Origin of the sequence: Limnohabitans sp. G3-2 (assembly GCF_002778275.1) — a bacterium.
GTDB lineage: Bacteria > Pseudomonadota > Gammaproteobacteria > Burkholderiales > Burkholderiaceae_C > Limnohabitans_A.
This window is the reverse complement of sequence record NZ_NESG01000005.1, coordinates 342,616-363,365: the sequence shown is the minus strand read 5'-3', so window position 1 is coordinate 363,365 and position 20,750 is coordinate 342,616. Positions and strand designations below refer to the sequence as shown.

At 61.7% G+C, this 20,750-nt stretch carries 16 protein-coding genes; 14 read left to right on the top strand and 2 right to left on the bottom strand.

All coding sequences use genetic code 11. The features are described 5' to 3' along the window. Positions 1-9: 9 nt before the first annotated feature. From B9Z31_RS10275 to B9Z31_RS10230, 10 genes are all read left to right on the top strand, one after another. Positions 10-330 carry a type II toxin-antitoxin system VapB family antitoxin gene (locus B9Z31_RS10275; RefSeq protein ID WP_100119458.1) on the top strand — a complete coding sequence of 107 codons (321 nt, stop codon included), beginning with the start codon at positions 10-12 and terminating at the stop codon, positions 328-330. Continuing rightward, positions 327-734 carry a PIN domain-containing protein gene (locus B9Z31_RS10270; protein WP_100119457.1) on the top strand — a complete coding sequence of 136 codons (408 nt, stop codon included), beginning with the start codon at positions 327-329 and terminating at the stop codon, positions 732-734. Before B9Z31_RS10275 ends, B9Z31_RS10270 begins: the two co-directional genes overlap by 4 nt. Then, positions 722-1,258 (top strand): DinB family protein, encoded by a 537-nt coding sequence (locus tag B9Z31_RS10265; RefSeq protein ID WP_369804688.1) that lies wholly within the window; start codon positions 722-724, stop codon positions 1,256-1,258. Before B9Z31_RS10270 ends, B9Z31_RS10265 begins: the two co-directional genes overlap by 13 nt. Beyond that, positions 1,255-2,037 (top strand): enoyl-CoA hydratase/isomerase family protein, encoded by a 783-nt coding sequence (locus B9Z31_RS10260; protein WP_100119456.1) that lies wholly within the window; start codon positions 1,255-1,257, stop codon positions 2,035-2,037. The genes B9Z31_RS10265 and B9Z31_RS10260 overlap by 4 nt, the downstream gene beginning before the upstream one ends. A gap of 10 nt (positions 2,038-2,047) precedes the next feature. Beyond that, positions 2,048-4,060: an acetyl/propionyl/methylcrotonyl-CoA carboxylase subunit alpha gene (locus tag B9Z31_RS10255; protein WP_100119455.1), complete on the top strand. Its 2,013-nt coding sequence runs from the start codon at positions 2,048-2,050 to the stop codon at positions 4,058-4,060. Positions 4,061-4,674: 614 nt separating this feature from the next. After that, positions 4,675-5,595, top strand: a complete 921-nt coding sequence (locus B9Z31_RS10250) for a glyoxylate/hydroxypyruvate reductase A (RefSeq protein ID WP_100119454.1) — start codon at positions 4,675-4,677, stop codon at positions 5,593-5,595. A 16-nt stretch (positions 5,596-5,611) separates the two neighbouring features. Continuing rightward, a complete protein-coding gene (locus tag B9Z31_RS10245) occupies positions 5,612-6,520 on the top strand; it encodes a hydroxymethylglutaryl-CoA lyase (protein ID WP_100119491.1) in 909 nt (302 codons plus the stop codon). Positions 6,521-6,523: 3 nt separating this feature from the next. Further along, the gene (locus B9Z31_RS10240) at positions 6,524-7,045 is read left to right on the top strand and encodes a YbaK/EbsC family protein (protein WP_100119453.1); all 522 of its coding nucleotides are present in this window, start codon (positions 6,524-6,526) and stop codon (positions 7,043-7,045) included. Further along, positions 7,042-7,308, top strand: a complete 267-nt coding sequence (locus B9Z31_RS10235; RefSeq protein WP_100119452.1) for a DUF1289 domain-containing protein — start codon at positions 7,042-7,044, stop codon at positions 7,306-7,308. The genes B9Z31_RS10240 and B9Z31_RS10235 overlap by 4 nt, the downstream gene beginning before the upstream one ends. 18 nt (positions 7,309-7,326) lie before the next feature. Continuing rightward, positions 7,327-7,968: a 2-hydroxychromene-2-carboxylate isomerase gene (locus B9Z31_RS10230; RefSeq protein WP_100119451.1), complete on the top strand. Its 642-nt coding sequence runs from the start codon at positions 7,327-7,329 to the stop codon at positions 7,966-7,968. A gap of 8 nt (positions 7,969-7,976) precedes the next feature. Here B9Z31_RS10230 and B9Z31_RS10225 read toward each other — a convergent pair whose 3' ends face one another. Both B9Z31_RS10225 and B9Z31_RS10220 read right to left on the bottom strand, forming a co-directional pair. Continuing rightward, entirely contained in the window at positions 7,977-8,234 is a 258-nt protein-coding gene (locus B9Z31_RS10225) for a DUF4212 domain-containing protein (RefSeq protein ID WP_233200890.1), read from the bottom strand. Between the two features lies 1 nt (position 8,235). After that, complete coding sequence (locus B9Z31_RS10220; RefSeq protein WP_100119449.1) at positions 8,236-9,960, bottom strand: GMC family oxidoreductase; 1,725 nt, start codon at positions 9,958-9,960, stop codon at positions 8,236-8,238. Between the two features lie 308 nt (positions 9,961-10,268). On the opposite strand from B9Z31_RS10220, the gene B9Z31_RS10215 reads away from it, so the two are divergent. The 4 genes from B9Z31_RS10215 (at position 10,269) to B9Z31_RS10200 (ending at position 20,726) form a co-directional block, all read left to right on the top strand. Then, complete coding sequence (locus tag B9Z31_RS10215) at positions 10,269-12,029, top strand: MFS transporter (RefSeq protein WP_100119448.1); 1,761 nt, start codon at positions 10,269-10,271, stop codon at positions 12,027-12,029. An 89-nt stretch (positions 12,030-12,118) separates the two neighbouring features. Beyond that, a complete protein-coding gene (locus B9Z31_RS10210; RefSeq protein WP_100119447.1) occupies positions 12,119-12,316 on the top strand; it encodes a hypothetical protein in 198 nt (65 codons plus the stop codon). Between the two features lie 135 nt (positions 12,317-12,451). Further along, positions 12,452-18,790: an excinuclease ABC subunit UvrA gene (locus B9Z31_RS10205; protein ID WP_100119446.1), complete on the top strand. Its 6,339-nt coding sequence runs from the start codon at positions 12,452-12,454 to the stop codon at positions 18,788-18,790. Between the two features lie 229 nt (positions 18,791-19,019). Then, a complete protein-coding gene (locus tag B9Z31_RS10200) occupies positions 19,020-20,726 on the top strand; it encodes a ShlB/FhaC/HecB family hemolysin secretion/activation protein (protein WP_233200888.1) in 1,707 nt (568 codons plus the stop codon). Positions 20,727-20,750: the final 24 nt, after the last annotated feature.

Below are 20,750 nucleotides of genomic sequence, written 5' to 3'. Positions count from 1 at the left end.
GTTGTGCGCATGCGAACCAACATTGAAATTGACGACGACTTGATGGCTGCCGCCATGGCGGCGGGCGGCTTCAAGACCAAAAAAGAAGCGGTCGAGGAGGGCTTGCGTTTGCTCAAGCGCAAGAAGGCCTATGCGGCGTTGTTGGCCGCGCGTGGCACTTTGTTTTGGGACGACTCTGACGAAGCCTGGGCCAAGGCGCGCGAAGAGCGGCAACTTGCAGAGACTGTGCAAGAACATGTGGCTGCTTATGAGGTCAAGCCGACTGTGATGGGCCGAAAATCCCGAGCAGCAGCGGCAACCCGGCTTCCTGCCAAAGGCAAGTCAGCATGATTTTGGTGGACTCCAGCGTGCTGATCGATCACTTTCGAGGCACGATCAACCCGCAGACCCAACAGTTAAAGCGCTGGCTCACTGGGGAAGATGGGCCGCCCGACATTGGTGTAGCCGATCTGGTTATTTTTGAGGTGGTGCGAGGCTTCTCCACGGCCAGTGCCCAGGCCCGGGTGCGAGACCTTTTGCTGGACTTGGAAGTGGTGGAGATTGGTGGCCTCGACAACGCCTTGCAGGCGGCCACACTCTATCAACGGTTGCGCCAGTCAGGGCGCACCGTGCACAGCCCCATCGACGTGCTGTTAGCCAGCTACTGCATGACCCACCGCCACACGCTGCTGCACCGTGATGCCGACTTTGAATCACTCAAAACGCTGGGAGGGCTCGACACATGGCCACAATGAACGCTTCCTCGACTTGGCACATTCACTTCAACGCCCAAGCCCGCTACCACGTCTGGGCCACGCACCGCCTGCTCGAAGCGGTCTCGCGCGTGCCCGATGCAGACTATCGGCGCGACGTGGGCCTGTTCTTCCAAAGCCTCCACGGCACCCTGAACCACATGCTGGTGGCCGAGCACCTGCTGTGGTTGGCGCGTTTTGCCAAAGGCGCATCGCCGGTGCTGCCCCTGAACAGTGAAATTGAACCGGATCGCGAACGCCTGGCGCAGGCGCTCAAGGGTGGATCGGCCAACTGGACGCCCCTGATCGCCAGCTGGAGCGCCGAGCGCTTTGAAGGGCAGCTGGACTACCGAAGCAGCAAGGGTGAGCCCCTGTCCTTGCCCTTTGCGCCCACCTTGTCGCATGTGTTCAACCACGCCACCCACCACCGGGGCCAGATCACGGCGGCACTGACCGCCATGGGCCAGCCTTGCCCAGAACTCGACATGGTTTATTTCCTTTTGGCAGAACAGGCGCCCAAAGCATGAGCACAGCACTGAAAATTTCCACCCAAGGCGGCGTGCACACGATCACGCTGTCGCGTCCTGACGTGCGCAACGCCTTCAACGACGAAGTCATCGCCGAGTTGAAAAACGCTTTTCTGGCGGTGGCCCAGGACAGCGCCGTGCGCTGCGTGGTGCTGGCTGCCGAGGGTCCCGCCTTTTGCGCTGGCGCAGACCTGAACTGGATGCGCCGCATGGCCGATTACACGCATGCAGAAAACCTGGCCGATGCGGGAGAGTTGGCGGCCATGTTGCGCGCCATTTATGCCTGTCCACAACCGACGATTGCCCGCGTGCAAGGCGATGTGTATGCGGGCGGCATGGGCTTGGTCGCCGCGTGCGACATGGCGGTGAGCGTGGACACAGCGAACTATTGCTTGAGCGAGGTCAAGCTGGGCTTGATCCCCGCCACCATCAGCCCCTATGTGATCCGCGCCATGGGCGCGCGTGCGGCACACCGCTACTTTTTGACGGCCGAACGCTTTGGTGCGGCCGAGGCGCACCGCATCGGCCTGGTGCACGAGGTGGTGAGCGCCGATGCGCTGCAGGCCAAAGTGGCTGAGCTGACGCAGGCGCTGGTGAACGCCAGCCCCCACGCCGTGCGCGCTTGCAAAAAGCTGGTGCAAGACGTGGCCGAACGCGAGATCAACGACGCGCTGGTGGCACAAACGGTGGCGGGCATTGCCGAGATCCGCGCCAGTGCCGAGGGCAAAGAAGGCGTGCAGTCCTTTTTGCAAAAACGCAAACCCCATTGGATGGCTTGAGGAAGCAAACATGTTCAAAAAAATACTGATCGCCAACCGTGGCGAGATCGCCTGCCGCGTGGCGGCCACCGCCCGCCGAATGGGCATCCAGACCGTGGCGGTCTACTCAGACGCCGACGCCCGTGCCAAGCATGTGCAGGCTTGCGACGAAGCGGTGCATGTGGGCGGCTCGGCCCCCAAAGACAGCTACCTGCGTTGGGAGCGCATTTTGCAAGCCGCCAAAGACACCGGTGCGCAAGCGGTGCACCCCGGTTATGGCTTCTTGAGCGAGAACGAAGACTTTGCCAAGGCCTGCGCTGCAGCCGGTCTGGTGTTCATCGGCCCGCCCGCATCGGCCATTTTGGCGATGGGCCTGAAGGCCGAGTCCAAGCGGCTGATGGCGTCGGCCGGTGTGCCTTTGGTCCCTGGTTACCACGGCGCAGACCAAGACCCGGCGCTCTTGCAGCGCGAGGCCGACCAAATCGGTTACCCGGCCCTCATCAAGGCCAGCGCGGGCGGGGGAGGCAAGGGCATGCGCGTGGTGGAAAAGTCCGAAGACTTTGCCGCCGCCTTGGCCAGTTGCCAGCGCGAAGCCATCAACAGCTTTGGCAGCGACGCGGTGCTGATTGAAAAATACGTGCAGCGCCCTCGCCACATCGAGATCCAGGTGTTTGGCGACACGCACGGCAACTGCGTGTATTTGTTCGAGCGCGACTGCTCGGTGCAACGCCGCCACCAAAAAGTGCTCGAAGAAGCGCCAGCCCCCGGCATGACCGAGGCCCTGCGTGCGCAAATGGGGGCGGCGGCAATGGCGGCCGCCAAAGCCGTGAACTACGTCGGCGCGGGCACGGTGGAGTTCATCGTCGAGCAAACGGCCTATGACCAACCCGAGTCCATGAAGTTCTTCTTCATGGAGATGAACACACGCCTGCAGGTGGAGCACCCCGTGACCGAAGCGATCACGGGGCTGGATCTGGTCGAGTGGCAGTTGCGTGTGGCCAGTGGCGAGCCGCTGCCTTTGCGGCAAGACCAGCTGCGCATCCAGGGCCACGCCATCGAGGCGCGCATCTGCGCCGAGAACCCCGACAACAACTTCCTGCCTGCCACCGGTACGCTGCAGGTCTACCGCAAGCCGCAGGCCAGCAGCTTTGAGCGTGGCACGGTGCGCGTGGACGATGGGGTGCGCGAGGGCGACACCATCAGCCCGTTTTACGACTCCATGGTGGCCAAGCTCATCGTGCATGGCGACAGCCGCGAGCAAGCCCTGGCCCGGCTGGACACGGCCTTGGCGCAAACCCACATCGTGGGCCTGAACACCAATGTGCAGTTCTTGCGCCATGTGGTGCGCAGCCAGGCGTTTGCCACCGCCAAGCTCGACACGGCCTTGATCCAACGCGAAACCGCTGTGCTGTTCAAACAAGAAACCGTGGGCTTGGCTGCGGCCGTGGCCGCCGTGGTGGCGCACACCCTGCACGCCGAAAAAGCTTTGCAGGGCGCAGACCCTTTCAGCCGCCGCGACGGCTGGCAGTCGCACGGTTTGGCGCAGCGCCGCTTTGAATTTGTCTGGCAAGACCAGCCCCGCTCGGCCCGTCTGAACTACTTGCACGACGGCGCGGTGAGCCTGTCGCTGGAAGGCGATGGCGCGGCTGCTGGTGTGTTGACATGGGCGGCCGATGGCGCAGGCCTGTGGGTGCAGTGGGGCCATGCCCAGAGGGTCTTCAGCCAGCTCGATTGGCAAGGTGAAACCGCACACCTGTTCACGCCCCAGGGCGCGACCCGCATCACCGTGCTCGACCCCTTGGCCCATGCGGGCGAAGCCGCGCAAGAAGGCGGTCGCCTCACCGCCCCCATGCCCGGCAAGGTGGTGTCCTTCGCCGTCAAGGCAGGCGACAAGGTCAAAGCCGGTCAGCCGCTGGCAGTGATGGAAGCCATGAAAATGGAGCACACCATCAGTGCCCCCAAAGACGGCGTGGTGGCCGAGTTGCTGTACGCCCCGGGTGACCAGGTGGCAGACGGGGCCGAGCTGCTCAAACTGGCGGTGTGAGGCATTTGCAACTGAGGGTTGCTGTGACTGTTGTGGGAGGCATTTGCTGCAGAGGTTTGCGAGGACTTTTGTGGGGGGCATCTCCTGCTGAGGCTTGCGAGGACTTTTGTGGGAGGCCGCCCCTGCGGCCGAATGGCTGTTCGGTCTGGGTGTGCATGCATGAGCAGAAGTATTCATTCGCGAGCAGGGGCTCGCTCCCACAAGGGGAGGCTGACACATTCGCGAGCAGGGGCTCGCTCCTACAAGAAGAGGCTGATGTGGGGGGCATCTCCTGCTGAGGCTTGCAAGGACTTTTGTGGGAGGCCGCCCCTGCGGCCGAATGGCTGAACAGCCTGGGGACGCATTCGCGAGCAGGGGCCCGCTCCCACAAGGGGAGACTGACGCATTTGCGAGCAGGGGCTCGCTCCCACAAGGGGAGGCTGATGTGGGAGGCATTTGCAGCAGAGGTTTCTAGGACTTTCGTGGGAGGCCGCCCCTGCGGCCGAATGGCTGAACAGCCTGAGAACGCATTCGCGAGCAGGGGCTCGCTCCCACAAAAGCCAACTGAGGGGCCTGTTCAGGCCACCTTGCCCTTGGTGACACCCCGGTCAGGCGCTTGCTGACAAAATAGCCCCATGAAGCTCACCGTTTGTTTCTCAGGCCTGTCGCCTGACCCTTGGGTGCAGGGCCTGCAGCAAGCCTTTCCGCAGGCCGCTGTGTCTGCCTGGGCACCTGGCGCCGCACCTGCCGACCACGCCATTGTCTGGGCGCCGCCCCAGCAGTTCATCGACGAGCAGCTCGGTTTGCAAACCCTGTTCAACATCGGCGCCGGTGTGGACGCTTTGCTCCAGCTGAAACTGCCGCCGAGCCTGAAGGTGGTGCGCCTGGACGATGCCGGCATGTCTGTGCAAATGGCCGAATACGTGTGCCATGCGGTGATTCGGCATTTTCGTGAGTTCGATGGCTACGACGCCGACACGCAAGCGGGCAAATGGTCTTACCGCAAACCCCGCAGCCGGGCTGACTTCGCCGTGGGCGTGATGGGCTTGGGGGTGTTGGGCGAGCGCGTGGCCAAAGCGCTTGCGGTCTTTGACTTTCCCGTCAATGGCTACAGCCGCAGCCCCAAAGACCTGCCCGGCGTTCGCTGTTTCAGCGGGGCGCAGAGCTTGCCTGATTTCCTGCAGGCCACGCGCGTGCTCGTCAACCTGATGCCACTCACACCCGAGACCGAAAACATTCTGAACAAAGACACGCTCGCGCAATTGCAAGCCGGCGGCTACCTCATCAACGTGGCCAGGGGCAAGCACCTGGTCGAGGAAGACCTGATCGTCCTGATCGACAGCGGCCACCTGTCAGGGGCCATGCTCGATGTGTTCCGCACCGAGCCGCTGCCGCTGACGCACCCCTTCTGGCATCACCCGAAAATCACCGTCACGCCGCACACCTCGGCCCGCACCCTGCGCGAAGAAAGCATCGCGCAGATCGTTGGCAAAATTCAGGCTTTGCAGCTCGGCCAAGCGATCAACGGCGTTGTGGATGCACAGCGCGGCTATTGAACAGAAAGAGAACCCCATGTCACTGCCTTCCCGAGTTCAAATCATCGACGTCGGCCCGCGCGACGGCTTGCAAAACGAAAAGCAGCCCGTGCCCGCAGCGGTGAAGATCGAATTGGTGCACCGCCTGCAAGCCGCAGGTCTGACCGAGATCGAGGTCACCAGCTTCGTCAGCCCCAAGTGGGTGCCGCAGATGGCCGACAACGCGCAGGTGATGGCCGGCATTGAGCGCCAGTCAGGCGTGCTGTATTCGGTCCTCACGCCCAATATGGTGGGTTACCAGGCTTCCATCGCCTCGCGCCCCGACGAAATCGTGGTGTTCGCCGCGGCCAGCCAGGCCTTCAGCCAAAAAAACATCAATTGCTCCATCGAAGAAAGCATTGAGCGTTTTGCGCCCGTGGTGCAGGCCGCGCTGTCTGCGGGCATCGCCGTGCGCGGCGCCATGAGTTGCGCCGTGGGTTGCCCTTATGAGGGGGATGTGTCGCCCCAGAGCGTGAGCCATCTGGCGGGTTTGATGAAGCAAATTGGCGTGCAGCGCGTGGACATGGCCGACACCATTGGCACGGGCACACCGCTCAAGGTGCAGCGCGCCATCGAGGCCACCCTCCAGCATTTCGACATCGACCACATCTGTGGGCATTTTCATGACACGTATGGCCAAGCTTTGGCCAATACCTTGGCCGCTTTGCAAATGGGCGTGTGGAACTTCCAGTCTTCGGTGGCCGGTTTGGGGGGCTGCCCCTATGCCAAAGGCGCGACGGGCAATGTGGCGACCGAGGACGTGGTCTACATGCTCCACGGCATGGGCATTGCCACGGGCATTGACCTCGACAAACTGGTGGATGCCGGCGCGTTCATCAGTGACTTTCTGGGCCGCAAGCCCAACTCCAATGTGGCCAAGGCCATCCTCAACAAGCGGGCAGGCTGAGAGATGTGTGGCGCCGAACTCCATGCCTTGCCGCAGGGTGTGCAGCGTGTGGCCGGTTTTTTGCAGGCGGCCGATCACCCCCACGCGCCGCTCATGCTCGATGGCGCTGCCCGCACCGCACAAGAGGCCGCCGACGGCCTGGGTGTTTTGCTGGGTCAGATCGCCAAGAGCGTGATCTTCAAACGCCAAGAAGACGGCGTGGCCGTGTTGGTGGTCACCTCGGGCGACCGGCGTGTGGACGAGAAAAAAGTCTCGGCCCTGGTGGGCAAGGTTGGCCGTGCCGATCCCGACTTCGTGAAAGCGCAAACCGGCTTTTCCATTGGTGGCGTCTCGCCCGTGGCGCACCTGAACCCACCGGTCACCTTGTTGGACCAAGACCTGTGGCGGTTTGAGGTGGTTTGGGCGGCTGCTGGACATCCCCATGCCGTGTTCCCCTTGGCGCCTGAAGACCTGAAACGGTTGACGCGCGCGCCTGTGGCCGACGTGGCGCAAACACCGCCCGCATGTCCGAGTGAGACCCCATGAACGACCATTACTGGGACAAATTGGCCGAGCGTGCCCAAGCGTATTTGGCCAGGCCCACACCCCCTGAGCCGAACTCGGTGCCTTCCCCTTGCATGTCGCTGTGTTTGATGCACCCCAGTGCCGGATGGTGTGAGGGGTGTTTGCGGACCCTGCCTGAAATTGGCGGCTGGAGCCGAGCCACGGTGCAGGCGCAGCACCAGGTGTGGGTTGAGATACCCGAGCGCTTGAAAAAGCGCCGTGAACTGGAAAATTCCAAGCGCTGAAGCCTGCGCATTTGCACCATGAAAACCATCACCTTTTACCTGGACTTCATCTCGCCCTACGCCTGGTTGGCCTTTGACGCCTTGCCGCGGGCGCTGGAGGGCATCAGCCACCGGGTGGTGCACAAACCCCTGTTGTTTGCGGCCTTGCTCAAGCACCATGGCCAATTGGGTCCTGCAGAGATGCCCAGCAAACGCGATTGGACCTACCGCCAAGTTTTGTGGCTGGCCCAGCAGCAGGGCACCCCTTTGCAGTTGCCCGCTTCGCACCCGTTCAACCCTCTGGGTGTGCTGCGCTTGGCCAGTGCTTGCGCGTCCGACGGTCAGCCCAACCGGTTTGTGTGTGAAAAAATCTTCCGGCATGTGTGGTGCACGGGCCTCGATGCGGCAGACCCGGCGCGACTGGCGCGCTTGCATGCCGAGCTGTCACCTGTTTTGCCACCCGATGGCGAGCAGGTGAAACAAGCCTTGCAATCCCACAGCCAAGAAGCGATTGCCGCAGGCGTGTTTGGCGTGCCCAGCTTCGTGGTGGATGGCAAAGTGTTTTGGGGCCAAGACGCTTTGCCCATGCTGCGGGCTTATTTGCAAGGCGATGCGTGGTTTGACGGACCCGATTGGCACGCCCCCGATCGGTGTGCGGTCGGGATCAAGCGCAGCAGCTGATGCGCGTTTCAGGGCGCTTGGGGCGGCTCGGGCTCGGCGGCTGAAGCCTCTGCTTCCCAGCGGTTCACCAGCCAGGCATAGACCACCACCACCGCCAAAAAGACCAGCAGCGAGCCTTGTGCGCTGAGCCAGAAGTGCAGGGGCCACCCGGCCACGGTGAACGACAGCTCGCGTGCAAAAAAGGGCAGCACAAAATTCACGCAGACCCAGATCCCCAACAGCACCGCAGTCAACACCCGTTTGCGAAAACGAAGGCGGGCGGGCATGTCAAGCACCGGTGCGTTGTGCGGCATCTTCGGCGATCCACTGCGCCGCCTTTTCCGCAATCATGAGCGTGGGGCTGTTGGTGTTGCCACTGGTGATGGTGGGCATCACGCCCGCGTCGACCACACGCAGGCCTGCCACGCCCCGAACTTGCAAGCGCCCATTGACCACCGCCATCGGGTCGTCTTCTCGCCCCATGCGGGTGGTGCCCACCGGGTGGAAGATGGTGCTGGCGATGTCCCCCGCCAGCTTGGCCAACTCTTCGTCGGTTTGGTACTGCACGCCAGGCTTGAACTCTTCGGGCTGGAAGGGCTTCATCGCGTCCTGCGCCATGATGCGGCGCGTCACGCGCAGGCTGTCGGCGGCCACCTTGCGGTCTTCGGCCGTGGCCAGGTAATTGGGGGCAATGGCCGGTGCATCTTCAAAGCTTGGGCTGGTGATGTTCACCGTTCCTCGGCTGCTGGGGTTGAGGTTGCACACGCTGGCCGTGATGGCCGGGAAGCTGTGCAGCGGCTCGCCAAAGGCGTCCAGGCTCAGCGGCTGAACGTGGTACTCCAAGTTGGCGTGCGCCTGCGATGGATCGCTCTTGGTGAACGCGCCCAACTGGCTGGGTGCCATGCTCATGGGGCCCGAGCGTTTGAAGGCGTATTCCATGCCAATCATGGCCTTGCCCCACAGGCTGTTGGCCAAGGTGTTGAGGGTTTTGGCCCCTTTGACTTTGTACACCGAGCGGATCTGCAGGTGGTCTTGCAGGTTGGCGCCCACGCCGGGCAAGTCATGTGTCACCTCAACGCCCACGCCTTGGAGCAAGGCTGCCGGGCCAATGCCGGAGAGCTGCAAAATTTGCGCCGAACCAATGCTGCCCGCACTCAAAATCACCTCTTGTGTGGCTTTGACTTCCACCATCTCCAGCCCCGTCCACACCTGCGCTCCGGTGCAACGCTTTTCGCCGTTGGCTTGGGTTTCCAAGATCAGTTTGGCAACTTGCGCTTTGTTCCACAGCTCAAAGTTGGCGCGGGCATAGCAGGTGGGTCTGAGAAAGGCCTTGGCCGTGTTCCAGCGCCAACCGCTGCGCTGGTTCACATCGAAGTACGCCACGCCTTCGTTGTTGCCCCGGTTGAAGTCGTCGGTGGCCGGAATGCCCGCTTGCTGCGCCGCTTGCGAAAACGCGTCCAGCACGTCCCAACGCAGGCGCTGCTTTTCAATGCGCCACTCACCGCCCGTGTTGCGCCCACGCAAGGTGTGCAGGTAACCGCCCTTGGGCAAGTCGGTGGGGGCCAGCAGTTCAGACTTGGCCCCTTTGGCCCCGTGAAATTCGTTGGCGCCGTTGTAGTGGTCTTCGTGCAGCTTGAAGTAGGGCAGGGTCTGGTCCCAACGCCAGGCGTCGTTGCCGGTGAGCTGCGCCCACTGGTCGTAGTCGCGCGACTGGCCGCGCATGTAAATCATGCCGTTGATGCTGGAGCACCCCCCCAGCACCTTGCCACGCGGGTAGCGCAGGCTGCGCCCGTTCAAGCCCTCGGTGGGCTCGGTTTGGTACATCCAATCCGTGCGCGGGTTGCCAATGCAGTACAGGTAGCCCACGGGGATGTGGATCCAGTGGTAATCGTCTTTTTTACCCGCCTCGATCAACAGCACGCGCTTGCTGGCATCGGCGCTCAGGCGGTTGGCCAGCAGGCATCCAGCGGTGCCGCCGCCAACAATGATGTAGTCAAAGGTGTTTTCGTTCATGGCTTGTGGGGTGTGGGCTGCAGGGTTCTGGGCGGTGACGGTGAACTGTAATGGATCAGGCCATGCCTGGAAGACGCGCAAAACACAGCTTGGTCCGCATTCAACGGCCATCGCTGGGGGGTACGGCCCAAAATGATTTCGGGGGATTACCCTTGGTCTGGGCTTGTTTCTCGCAATATGAAATTAATTCCAAGGGTTAACGCGCGGTTTGTAAGTGTTTGTTGGTTGCATGTCAGACAGGGGCAAGTGCTGGGTCCAAGAATCGCGCCAAGTTTCCGTGTCGGAGACTCTTTTTTGGAGACAGCTCTATGGCTACAACTGAACCCCGTCCGATGTCGGCGGAAGAGAAGAAGGTGATTTTTGCCTCTTCTCTGGGTACCGTTTTCGAATGGTATGACTTTTACCTGTACGGCTCGTTGGCCGCGATCATTGCCAAACAGTTCTTCAGCGGCTTGGACGAAGGCTCTGCTTTCATCTTCGCTTTGCTGGCGTTTGCTGCCGGTTTCATCGTGCGTCCATTCGGCGCGATCTTCTTCGGCCGCTTGGGCGACATGATCGGCCGCAAGTACACCTTCTTGGTCACCATCCTGATCATGGGTGCATCGACCTTCATCGTGGGCATCTTGCCCAACTACGCCAGCATTGGTGTGGCCGCTCCCGTCATCCTGATCTGCCTGCGCTTGTTGCAAGGTTTGGCTTTGGGTGGTGAGTACGGTGGTGCCGCCACTTACGTGGCCGAGCACGCCCCTCACGGCAAGCGCGGTGCTTACACCGCCTGGATCCAGACCACAGCAACTTTGGGCTTGTTCCTGTCGCTGATGGTGATCTTGGGCACACGGACCATCATCGGTGAAGAAGCCTTCGCCGACTGGGGCTGGCGCGTGCCATTCATCGTCTCGATCATCATGTTGATCATCTCGGTCTACATCCGTTTGAGCATGAACGAATCGCCTGCTTTCGTGAAAATGAAAGCCGAAGGCAAGACCTCCAAGGCCCCTCTGTCCGAGTCTTTCGGCCAGTGGAAAAACCTGAAAATCGTGATCTTGGCCCTGATCGGTTTGACAGCAGGTCAAGCGGTGGTGTGGTACTCCGGTCAGTTCTACGCTTTGTTCTTCTTGACACAAGCGTTGAAAGTGGACGGCGCCACCGCCAACATCATGGTCGCGATCTCTTTGATCATCGGTACACCGTTCTTCATCGTGTTCGGCGCGCTGTCTGACAAGATTGGCCGTAAGCCGATCATTTTGGCCGGTTGCTTGTTGGCCGCTTTGACCTACTTCCCCGTGTTCAAGGCCTTGACCAAGGCTGCCAACCCCGACTTGTACGCTGCCCAAGCCGCATCGCAAGTGGTGGTGATTGCTGACCCAGCCGAGTGCTCGTTCCAGTTCAACCCCACAGGCACCAAGAAGTTCACTTCTTCTTGCGACGTTGCCAAGCAACGTTTGGCTGGCGCATCGGTGAGCTACTCGAACGAAGTCGCACCTGCTGGCACCCCTGCCATCATCAAGGTGGGCGAGACCGTGGTGAACGTGAAGTACTCGGCTGAAGACGTCGCTGCTGCCAAGGCCAAGGCCGAGGAAAAGCTGGCGGCTCTGAACGCGGCAGAACCCAAAGATGCCAAGGCCATCGAAGCGGCCACCAAGTCTGTCAAAGACTTGAGCAACGAGAAGACCGCTGGCGCCACTTTGTTGGCTTCCAACCTGGGCGCTGCTCTGAAGGCTGCGAACTACCCCGTCAAAGCCGACATGGCCAAGTTCGACAAAGTCACCGTCATCATCATCCTCTCCTACTTGGTGTTGTTGGTGACCATGGTGTACGGCCCGATCGCCGCCATGCTGGTCGAGATGTTCCCCACCCGTATCCGTTACACCTCCATGTCCTTGCCTTACCACATCGGTAACGGCTGGTTCGGTGGTTTGCTGCCCACGACCGCTTTCGCGATCGTGGCCCAGACCGGTAACATGTACAACGGCTTGTGGTACCCCATCATCATCGCCGGTGCAACCGTCGTGATCGGTGGTTTGTTCATCAAAGAAACCAAAGACGTCGACATCTACGCTGACGACTGATCTTTCTTGTAAGCATCCCGGGGTGACTCGGGTGCTACATTTCGGGCCTTCCCTCTGTGGAGGGCCTTTTTCATTATTGGAGATGAATCATGTGGAAAATTGTTGTTGGTTTTGTGGTCTTTGCTGGCTTGGCTTTGTATGTCATCGGCAAAGGCGGTGACAGCCTGGACATGAGCGGTGAGAAGCACGGCGCTGACGCTGTGCATGTGGAGCCCGCCAAAGCAGACGCTTCTGCACCTGCGGCGCCTGCTGCTGCACCTGCGCCCGAGGCCAGCGCTGCCAAGTGATGGCCCGCTGAGTGCTTGACCCCGGTCAAGCGCCTCCAAGCAAAGCCACGCCTGTGCGTGGCTTTTCTTTTGCCCGCGCGTGTGGTCCTGTTCTGCGCCCTAGAATGTTTGGCCTTCACCCCATAAAGCCCGTCCATGTCCCAAGGTCTCATCCGCATCCGTGGTGCCCGTCAGCACAACCTCAAAAACATCGACTTGGACATCCGCACGGGTGAATTGACCGTCGTCACCGGGCCCAGCGGCTCGGGCAAGTCGAGCCTGGTGTTCGACACGCTGTACGCCGAAGGCCAGCGCCGCTATGTGGAGACCTTCAGCGCCTACGCCCGCCAGTTTCTGGACCGCATGGACAAACCGGCGGTGGACAAGGTCGAAGGCGTGCCCCCGGCCATTGCCATTGACCAGACCAACCCGGTGCGCAGCTCGCGTTCCACCGTGGGCACCATGACCGAGCTGAACGACCACCTGAAGTTGTTGTTCGCCCGTTTGGGCCAGCTGTTTGACAAAGACACGGCGCAAGCCGTGCGCCACGACAACCCCGACACCATTTATGCCGAACTGGCCCAGCGCGCCGCCCAAGCGGGCGACCCGCGCCTGTACCTGACCTTCCCAGTTGAGTTGCCCGCAGGCACCAGCGCCGAGCAGGTCGAGCAATGGCTCTCGGCCAGCGGCTTCACCAAGGTGCAGGCCGAACGCGAAGTGGCCACCCCCACCGGCCCGCGCAAAGTGCTGGACGTGATCGCCGACCGCTTTCGCATCGGCACCGCCGAAAAAGCCCGCGTGGTCGAAGCCATCGAAGTGGCCCTGAAACGCGGTGGCCGCCTGAATGTGTACGCGGAGAAATTGGGGTCAGATCCCGATTTGTCTGCTGCGTCCGAGCCCACCTTTGACCTCTGGCGTTTCTCCACCGGCCTCCATTGCCCAGACAGCGATCAGCGCTACACCGACCCGATTCCGTCGATGTTTTCCTTCAACTCCGCCGTGGGCGCGTGCGAGACCTGCCGGGGCTTTGGGCGCGTGATCGGGGTCGACTACGGCCTGGTCATTCCCAACCCCAAGCTCACGCTGCGGGCCGGGGCCATCAAGACGCTGCAAACGCCCGCCTGGCAAGAAAATCAGGACGACCTGATGCGCCACGCCGAGGCCGCAGGCATTCCGCGCGACACGGCCTGGGACAAGTTGACGCAAGCGCAGCAAGACTGGGTGATCCATGGCTCCCCCGAGTGGAAGGGGCGCTGGAACCACCAGTGGTACGGCGTGAAGCGCTTTTTTGAGTACCTGGAGAGCAAGGCCTACAAGATGCACATCCGGGTGCTCTTGTCCAAGTACCGCAGCTACACCGAGTGCCCGACATGCCAAGGCGCGCGTTTGAAGACCGAGAGTTTGCTCTGGCGCATTGGCAGCCATTCGGATGCCGATGGCGTTTTGCCCGTGGAGAAGCGTTTCATGCCCGCGGGTGTGAAGTGGTCCCGTGCGCAGTTGGAGGCGCTGCCGGGTTTGAGCCTGCACGACATGATGATCATGCCGCTCGACCGTTTGCGTTTGTTTTTTGACCGGGTGTCAGCCTCGGGTCAAGCGTTCTTGGGGCAGGCTGTTGTGGGCCTGGCAGGGGAGGCTCCGGCCGGGGATGGGCTGGGCTCCTCATACGGCGGGGGTACGCCAAAATCGTCGCCCAGCCCATCCCCGGCCGAAGCCGTGGGTACGGGTGGAAAGGCGCCTGCAAGAACAGCGACAGAGATGTTGCCAGACGATCGAGCGACCACCAGGTCTGCGACAGAGCGGGGGGCGGACGACGATTTTGGCGTACCCCCGCCTCATGAGGAGCCCGCCCCCCGCGCTGATGCAGACCGAACTTCAGCAGAAACCACCAAGGCCAACCTACACTCCGAAGAACCAGGACAAGGCAAAAGCGCTGAACAAAAAGCCCTGCAACTGCTGCTCGAAGAAATCACCACCCGCCTCAAATACCTGTGCGACGTGGGCATTGGCTACCTCACGCTCGACCGCCAAAGCCGCACACTGAGCGGCGGGGAAGTGCAGCGCATCAACTTGACCACCGCCTTGGGCACCAGCCTCGTCAACACCTTGTTTGTGCTGGACGAACCGAGCATCGGCCTGCACCCGCGCGACATGAACCGCATCACCCAGGCCATGCACCGGCTGCGTGACGCGGGCAACACGCTGGTGGTGGTTGAGCACGACCCGGCCGTGATGATGGCCGCTGACCGCATGATCGACATGGGCCCGGGCCCTGGGGAGCGCGGTGGCGAGATCGTGTTCGACGGCAGCACCGCCGACTTGCGCAACGCCGACACGCTCACGGGCGCCTATTTGGGTGGGCGCAAACAAGTGGGCCTGGGCTTCAAGCGCATGGTGTCCGACAGCACGCCGCGTTTGATTTTGGAAGGCGCACGCGAGCACAACCTGCAAAACATCAGCGTGGACTTTCCGCTGCAACGGCTTGTGACCATCACCGGTGTGAGCGGTTCGGGCAAGTCCAGCCTGATCCAGGACGTGCTGGCCCCGGCGCTGATGCGCCACTTTGGCAAAGCCACCGAAACGCCAGGCGCACACGACCGCCTGCTGGGGGCAGACCACCTGAGCGATGTGGTGTTTGTCGACCAGTCGCCCATTGGCAAAACCGCCCGATCCAACCCGGTGAGCTATGTGGGGGCCTGGGACGCGATCCGCGAAATATTTGCCACCGCGCCGCTGTCGCGCCAGCGCGGCTACACCGCCAGCAAGTTCAGCTTCAACGGTGGCGATGGCCGCTGCCCCACCTGCGGTGGCTCGGGCTTTGAGCACGTCGAGATGCAGTTTTTGAGCGATGTGTATCTGCGCTGCCCCGATTGCGATGGCAAGCGCTACCGCCCCGAAATTTTGGAGATCACCGTCGAGCGCCAAGCCATAGGTGGCGTTGTGCGCCACCTGAACGTGGCCGATGTGCTGAACTTGACCGTGAGCGAAGCCGCCGCCTTGTTCGCGCAAGACCGCGACGTGATCCGCGCCCTGCAACCCATCGTCGATGTGGGTCTGGAGTACGTCAAGCTGGGCCAGCCGGTGCCCACCTTGTCGGGCGGTGAGGCGCAGCGCCTCAAGCTCGCAGGCTTTTTGGCCGAGGCCGCCAAGAGCGCTTCCAAGAGCCGCCAGAGTCTGGCCCGCAAGGGCACGCTGTTTTTGTTTGACGAGCCGACCACGGGCCTGCACTTTGACGACATCGCCAAGCTGATGCGGGCCTTGCGCAAGCTGCTCGAGGCGGGGCATTCGCTCATCGTCATCGAGCACAACCTCGATGTGATCCGCGCCAGCGATTGGCTGATCGACCTGGGGCCAGAGGGCGGCTATGCCGGGGGCTTGGTTGTGGCCGAGGGCACGCCCGAAGAGGTGCGTCAACATGCCACATCGCACACGGGGCTGGCGCTGCGCGAGTACGCTGAATCGATGGGTGAGGTCTTGGGTGTGGCTGAGCGTTTGGGTTCTGATGGGGGCGAGGTCGGTGTTCTGGCTGGGCGGTCGGGTGTTCTTGGGAGCGAGGCTGCGGCGTCAGCGGGTTCCTCATACGGCGGGGGTACGCCAAAATCGTCACCCCCTGACACCGCAGCCTCGCTGGCTAGCGTTTCGGGTCGCGAGGGCGCAGGGTCTTCTGCAATGCCTGTCAAACGCCCACCTGTGTTGAACAACAACATCCAAATCGTCAACGCCAAAGAGCACAACCTCAAAAACCTGAGCGTCAACATCCCGCGCGGCAGCTTCAACGTGGTCACTGGAGTGAGTGGTTCCGGCAAATCCACGCTGGCGTTTGACATCTTGTTCAACGAAGGCCAGCGCCGTTATTTGGAAAGCCTGAACGCCTACGCGCGCAGCATCGTGCAGCCCGCCGGCCGCCCCGAGGTGGATGCGGTGTACGGCATCCCGCCCACGGTGGCGATCGAGCAGCGCCTGTCGCGCGGTGGCCGCAAATCCACCGTGGGCACCACCACCGAGGTTTGGCACTTCTTGCGCCTGCTGTACGTGAAGCTGGGCATCCAGCATTGCGTGCACGACAACACCCCCGTGCAACCGCAGACGCCAGACAGCATCATCGCGCAGCTGATGACGCAGTTTCGGGGGCAGCACATTGGCCTGTTGGCGCCGCTGGTCAACAGCCGCAAAGGCGTTTACACCGAGCTGGCCGATTGGGCGCGGCCTCGGGGCTACACGCACTTGCGCGTCGATGGCGACTTTTTGCCCACACAAGGCTTTCCGCGCATCGACCGGTTCAAAGAACACAACATTGAACTGCCGGTGGCCAGTCTGGATGTGCTGCCGTCCAACGAGACTGCGCTGCGCCAAGCCCTGAGCAAAACACTGGAACATGGCAAAGGCGTGGTGCATGTGCTGAGCGACCTGGACGGCTTGCTCGAAGCCATGTTCAGCGGCGAGTCCACCGCCCGCATCGGCCAACACCGCGTGTTTTCCACATTGCGCGCTTGCCCGGCTTGCGACACCTCGTATGCCGAACTCGACCCGCGCTTGTTTTCGTACAACAGCAAGCACGGCTGGTGCCCCGATTGCGTGGGCACGGGCGTCAAGCTCAGCAAAGACGAACGCCAAGTGTTTGACGATTCGGTGCAAGACGACAAACAAAAAGGCCGCGAACAAACCTTTGCCGAACCCGAGATCGAAGACTTGGCCAACGTGGCTTGCCCCAGCTGCGAAGGCACCCGCCTGAACGCCACGGCCCGCGCGGTGCGCTTGGGCTCGGCGCCTGGCCAGGGCTGGCGCATCACCGACATCGCCAGCTTGTCGGTGACCGACGTGCGGCATTGGGTGGACCAACTGCAGCTCACCGGGCGCGATGCCGACATCGCCCGCGATTTGGTGCCCGAAATCAAAAGCCGCCTGGAGTTTTTGGAAGAAGTGGGTTTGGGCTACCTCACGCTCGACCGGGGTGCACCCACGCTCTCCGGCGGAGAGGCGCAACGCATCCGTTTGGCCGCACAACTGGGCAGCAACTTGCAGGGCGTTTGCTATGTGCTGGACGAGCCCACCATTGGCTTGCACGCCCGCGACAACCAGATCTTGCTCAACGCCCTGCACAAGCTGGGCGACAAAGGCAACACGCTGGTGGTGGTGGAGCACGACGAAGACACCATCCGCCGTGCCGACCACATCATCGACATTGGCCCGAGTGCGGGCAAACGTGGTGGCCGTTTGGTGGCGCAAGGTTCGGTGGCCGACATCACGGCTTCTGCCGATTCGCAGACGGGGCGTTATTTGTTGCATGCGATGAAGCATCCGATGCAGGTGCGTCGCGTTGTGGGTACTTCTGCGCGGGGCGGTGACGCGAGCGCCTCATATGGCGGGGGTACGCCAAAATCGGCGCCCACGCCACCGCCCCACGCAGAAGCTGCAGAAACTGCGGCGGCTCCTCTGCAATGGCTCACCTTGACAGGCGCCAACTTGCACAACCTCCGCAAGGTTGATGTGCAGGTCCCGCTCAAACGCTTGGTCGCCGTTACCGGCGTCAGCGGCTCTGGAAAATCCACCCTGGCCCGCGATGTGCTGCTGGCCAATGTGCAGGCGCTGGTCGGCCAGCGTTCCACCTTCGCCGGCCGAACCGCGCAAGACGCAGGCCAGCGCGTGGCCTTGACCGCCTGCAGCGATGTGCAAGGCTTTGAAACCATCGACCGCGTGCTCGAAGTGGACCAAACGCCCATTGGCAAAACGCCGCGTTCCTGCCCGGCCACTTACATCGGATTTTGGGACACGATCCGCAAACTGTTTGCCGAAACCTTGGAAGCCAAGGCGCGGGGTTACGCCGCCGGGCGTTTCAGTTTCAACACCGGCGAAGGCCGCTGCCCGAGTTGCGAAGGCCAGGGCATGCGCACCATCGAGATGAGCTTTTTGCCCGATGTGAAAGTGCCTTGCGAAACCTGCCGAGGCGCCCGCTTCAACCCCGAGACCTTGGCGGTGACGTGGCGCGGCAAGAGCATCGGCGATGTGCTGCAGATGGAAGTGGACGAGGCGGTGGACTTTTTTGCCAGCATGCCCAGCATTGCCCACCCGTTGCAGTTGCTCAAAGACGTGGGGCTGGGCTACCTCACCTTGGGTCAGCCCTCACCCACGCTCAGCGGCGGCGAAGCCCAGCGCATCAAACTGGTGACCGAACTCACCAAGGTGCGTGACGAAGTGGGCAAGCGCGGCAACAAAGCGCCGCATACGCTGTATGTGCTGGACGAGCCCACGGTGGGCCTGCACATGGCCGATGTGGACAAGCTCATCAGCGTGCTGCACCGCTTGGTGAACGCGGGCCACAGCGTGATCGTGATCGAGCACGACCTGGACGTGATCGCCGAAGCCGATTGGGTGATTGACCTGGGGCCAGAAGGCGGCAACGCCGGTGGCCGCATTGTGGCCGCCATGACACCCGAGGCGCTGGTGCTCTTGGGCACGCACACGGGCGTGGCGCTGGGGCCCGTGTTGGCCAGGGTTTGAGCGAGTGCGAGCGGTGGTTCAACCGTTCGCGAACAGGGGCTCGCGCCCAAGAAGGCCGTTGAAGTGGATGCGATGGGCACCTGTCTTTTGACTGTGGTGGGAGGCCGCGGCGGGCTTGTGCGGGGGCGTTGTCTCTGCGTTCAAGAAGAGGTACTAAAGAAACAAATTGTAACTATTTGGTAATCATTTGTGGGTAGGATTCCTGATTCTTAACAATTCAGGAATCGTTTTGAAATTCTTTCTTGGTTACCTGTCGGCACTCGGTTTGGGTTGCTCGTGCGTGTGTGCGCAAACTGCAAACGACCTCCAACAGCGCTCTCAAGAACAAGAGCGGCGCGCTCAAGAAGCGTTGCAGCAAAGGCAAAAAACCATTCCAGCGCCTGATGTGCGCTTGCAAAAGGATGGGGTCGAACCAGAAGTTCGTTGGTTGGCAACAGAAAGCCCCTGTTTTCCGATTCAAGAATTGGCCTTGTCCATCGAGACCTTGCCGCAGTGGTCGTGGCTGCTGAGTCATGCAGATGGCCATGCCACACTGGCCAACCCAGACCCTGTGGAGGGACGCTGCATTGGCGCTCAAGGCGTGCAAATCGTGATAGACCGTCTGCAAAATGCCCTGATCGCCCGGGGCTTTGTGACCAGTCGCATTCTGGCTGCCCCACAAAATTTGCAAACAGGTCGGCTGACCCTTCAGGTCTTGCCGGGTCGCATCCAAGAAGTCCGTTGGGCACAAGGCTCCGGACAGCGCGGCAGCCTCTGGAACACGGTACCGATGTCTGCAGGTGACGTTCTGAATTTGCGAGACATTGAACAAGCGCTGGAAAACTTCAAGCGCGTTCCCACATCAGAAGCAGACATCGACATCCAGCCCGCGCAAGAACCGGGGTTTTCTGATGTGGTCATACGCCATGCGCAAACCCTGCCATTTCGCCTCAGTGCCAGCATGGATGACAGCGGCACCCGCAGCACAGGCAAGCTGCAGGGCAACGCCACTCTCAGTTATGACAACTGGTGGACGCTGAGCGACTTGTTCTACATCACTGTGCAAAGCGAGTTGGGAGCCAAAGAGCCTGGTCCCCGAGGCACTGATGGACGCACCGTGCATTACTCGGTGCCTTGGGGGTACAACCTGCTCTCGGTCACGCTCAGTCAAAACAGCTATCACCAGAACGTGGCTGGCGCCAATGCCGATGTGCTCTACAGCGGCAGCAGTGCCAACAGTGAAGTCAAACTCTCGCGCATCATCCAGCGGGATGCCGCAGGCAAAACCACCGTCAGTCTCAAAGGCTTTCAACGACGCTCCAACAACTACATCGATGACCAGGAGGTCGAAGTCCAGCGCCGCGTGGTCGGTGGCCTTGAGTGGGGACTCGGACACCGCCGGGCTATCGACCGTGCCATGTTCGAGGCCAATCTGACGTATCGCGCTGGCACCGGTGCTTGGGGTGCTTTGCCTGCGCCCGAAGAAGGTTTTGGCGAAGGCACCTCGCGCATGCGGCTGTGGATGCTTGACGCCAATGTGCAATGGCCGTTTGAGGCAGCGCAGCAATCCTGGACATGGCACAGCGCCTGGAAGGCTCAACACAACAAGACACCGCTCACCCCACAAGACCGTTTCAGCATTGGTGGTCGTTTCACGGTGCGGGGTTTTGATGGCCTGAGCGTTTTGACCGCAGAACGCGGCTGGCTATGGCGCAACGAACTGAGCTTGGCTGCCGCACAAGGCACGCAAGTCTATGCGGGAATTGACCACGGCCATGTGGCCGGTGCCAGTGCACAAAACCTGGTTGGGCAAAACCTGACCGGTTTGGTGCTGGGTTGGCGCGGGCCATACAAACGCATGCAATTTGAGCTGTTTGCCGGACGCCCACTGCGCAAACCCGAACGCTTCAAAACCGCCACTGAAACCGCAGGCTTCAGTTTGAGCGTCAGTTACTGAGATTCAAGACGTCACCGAAATGAA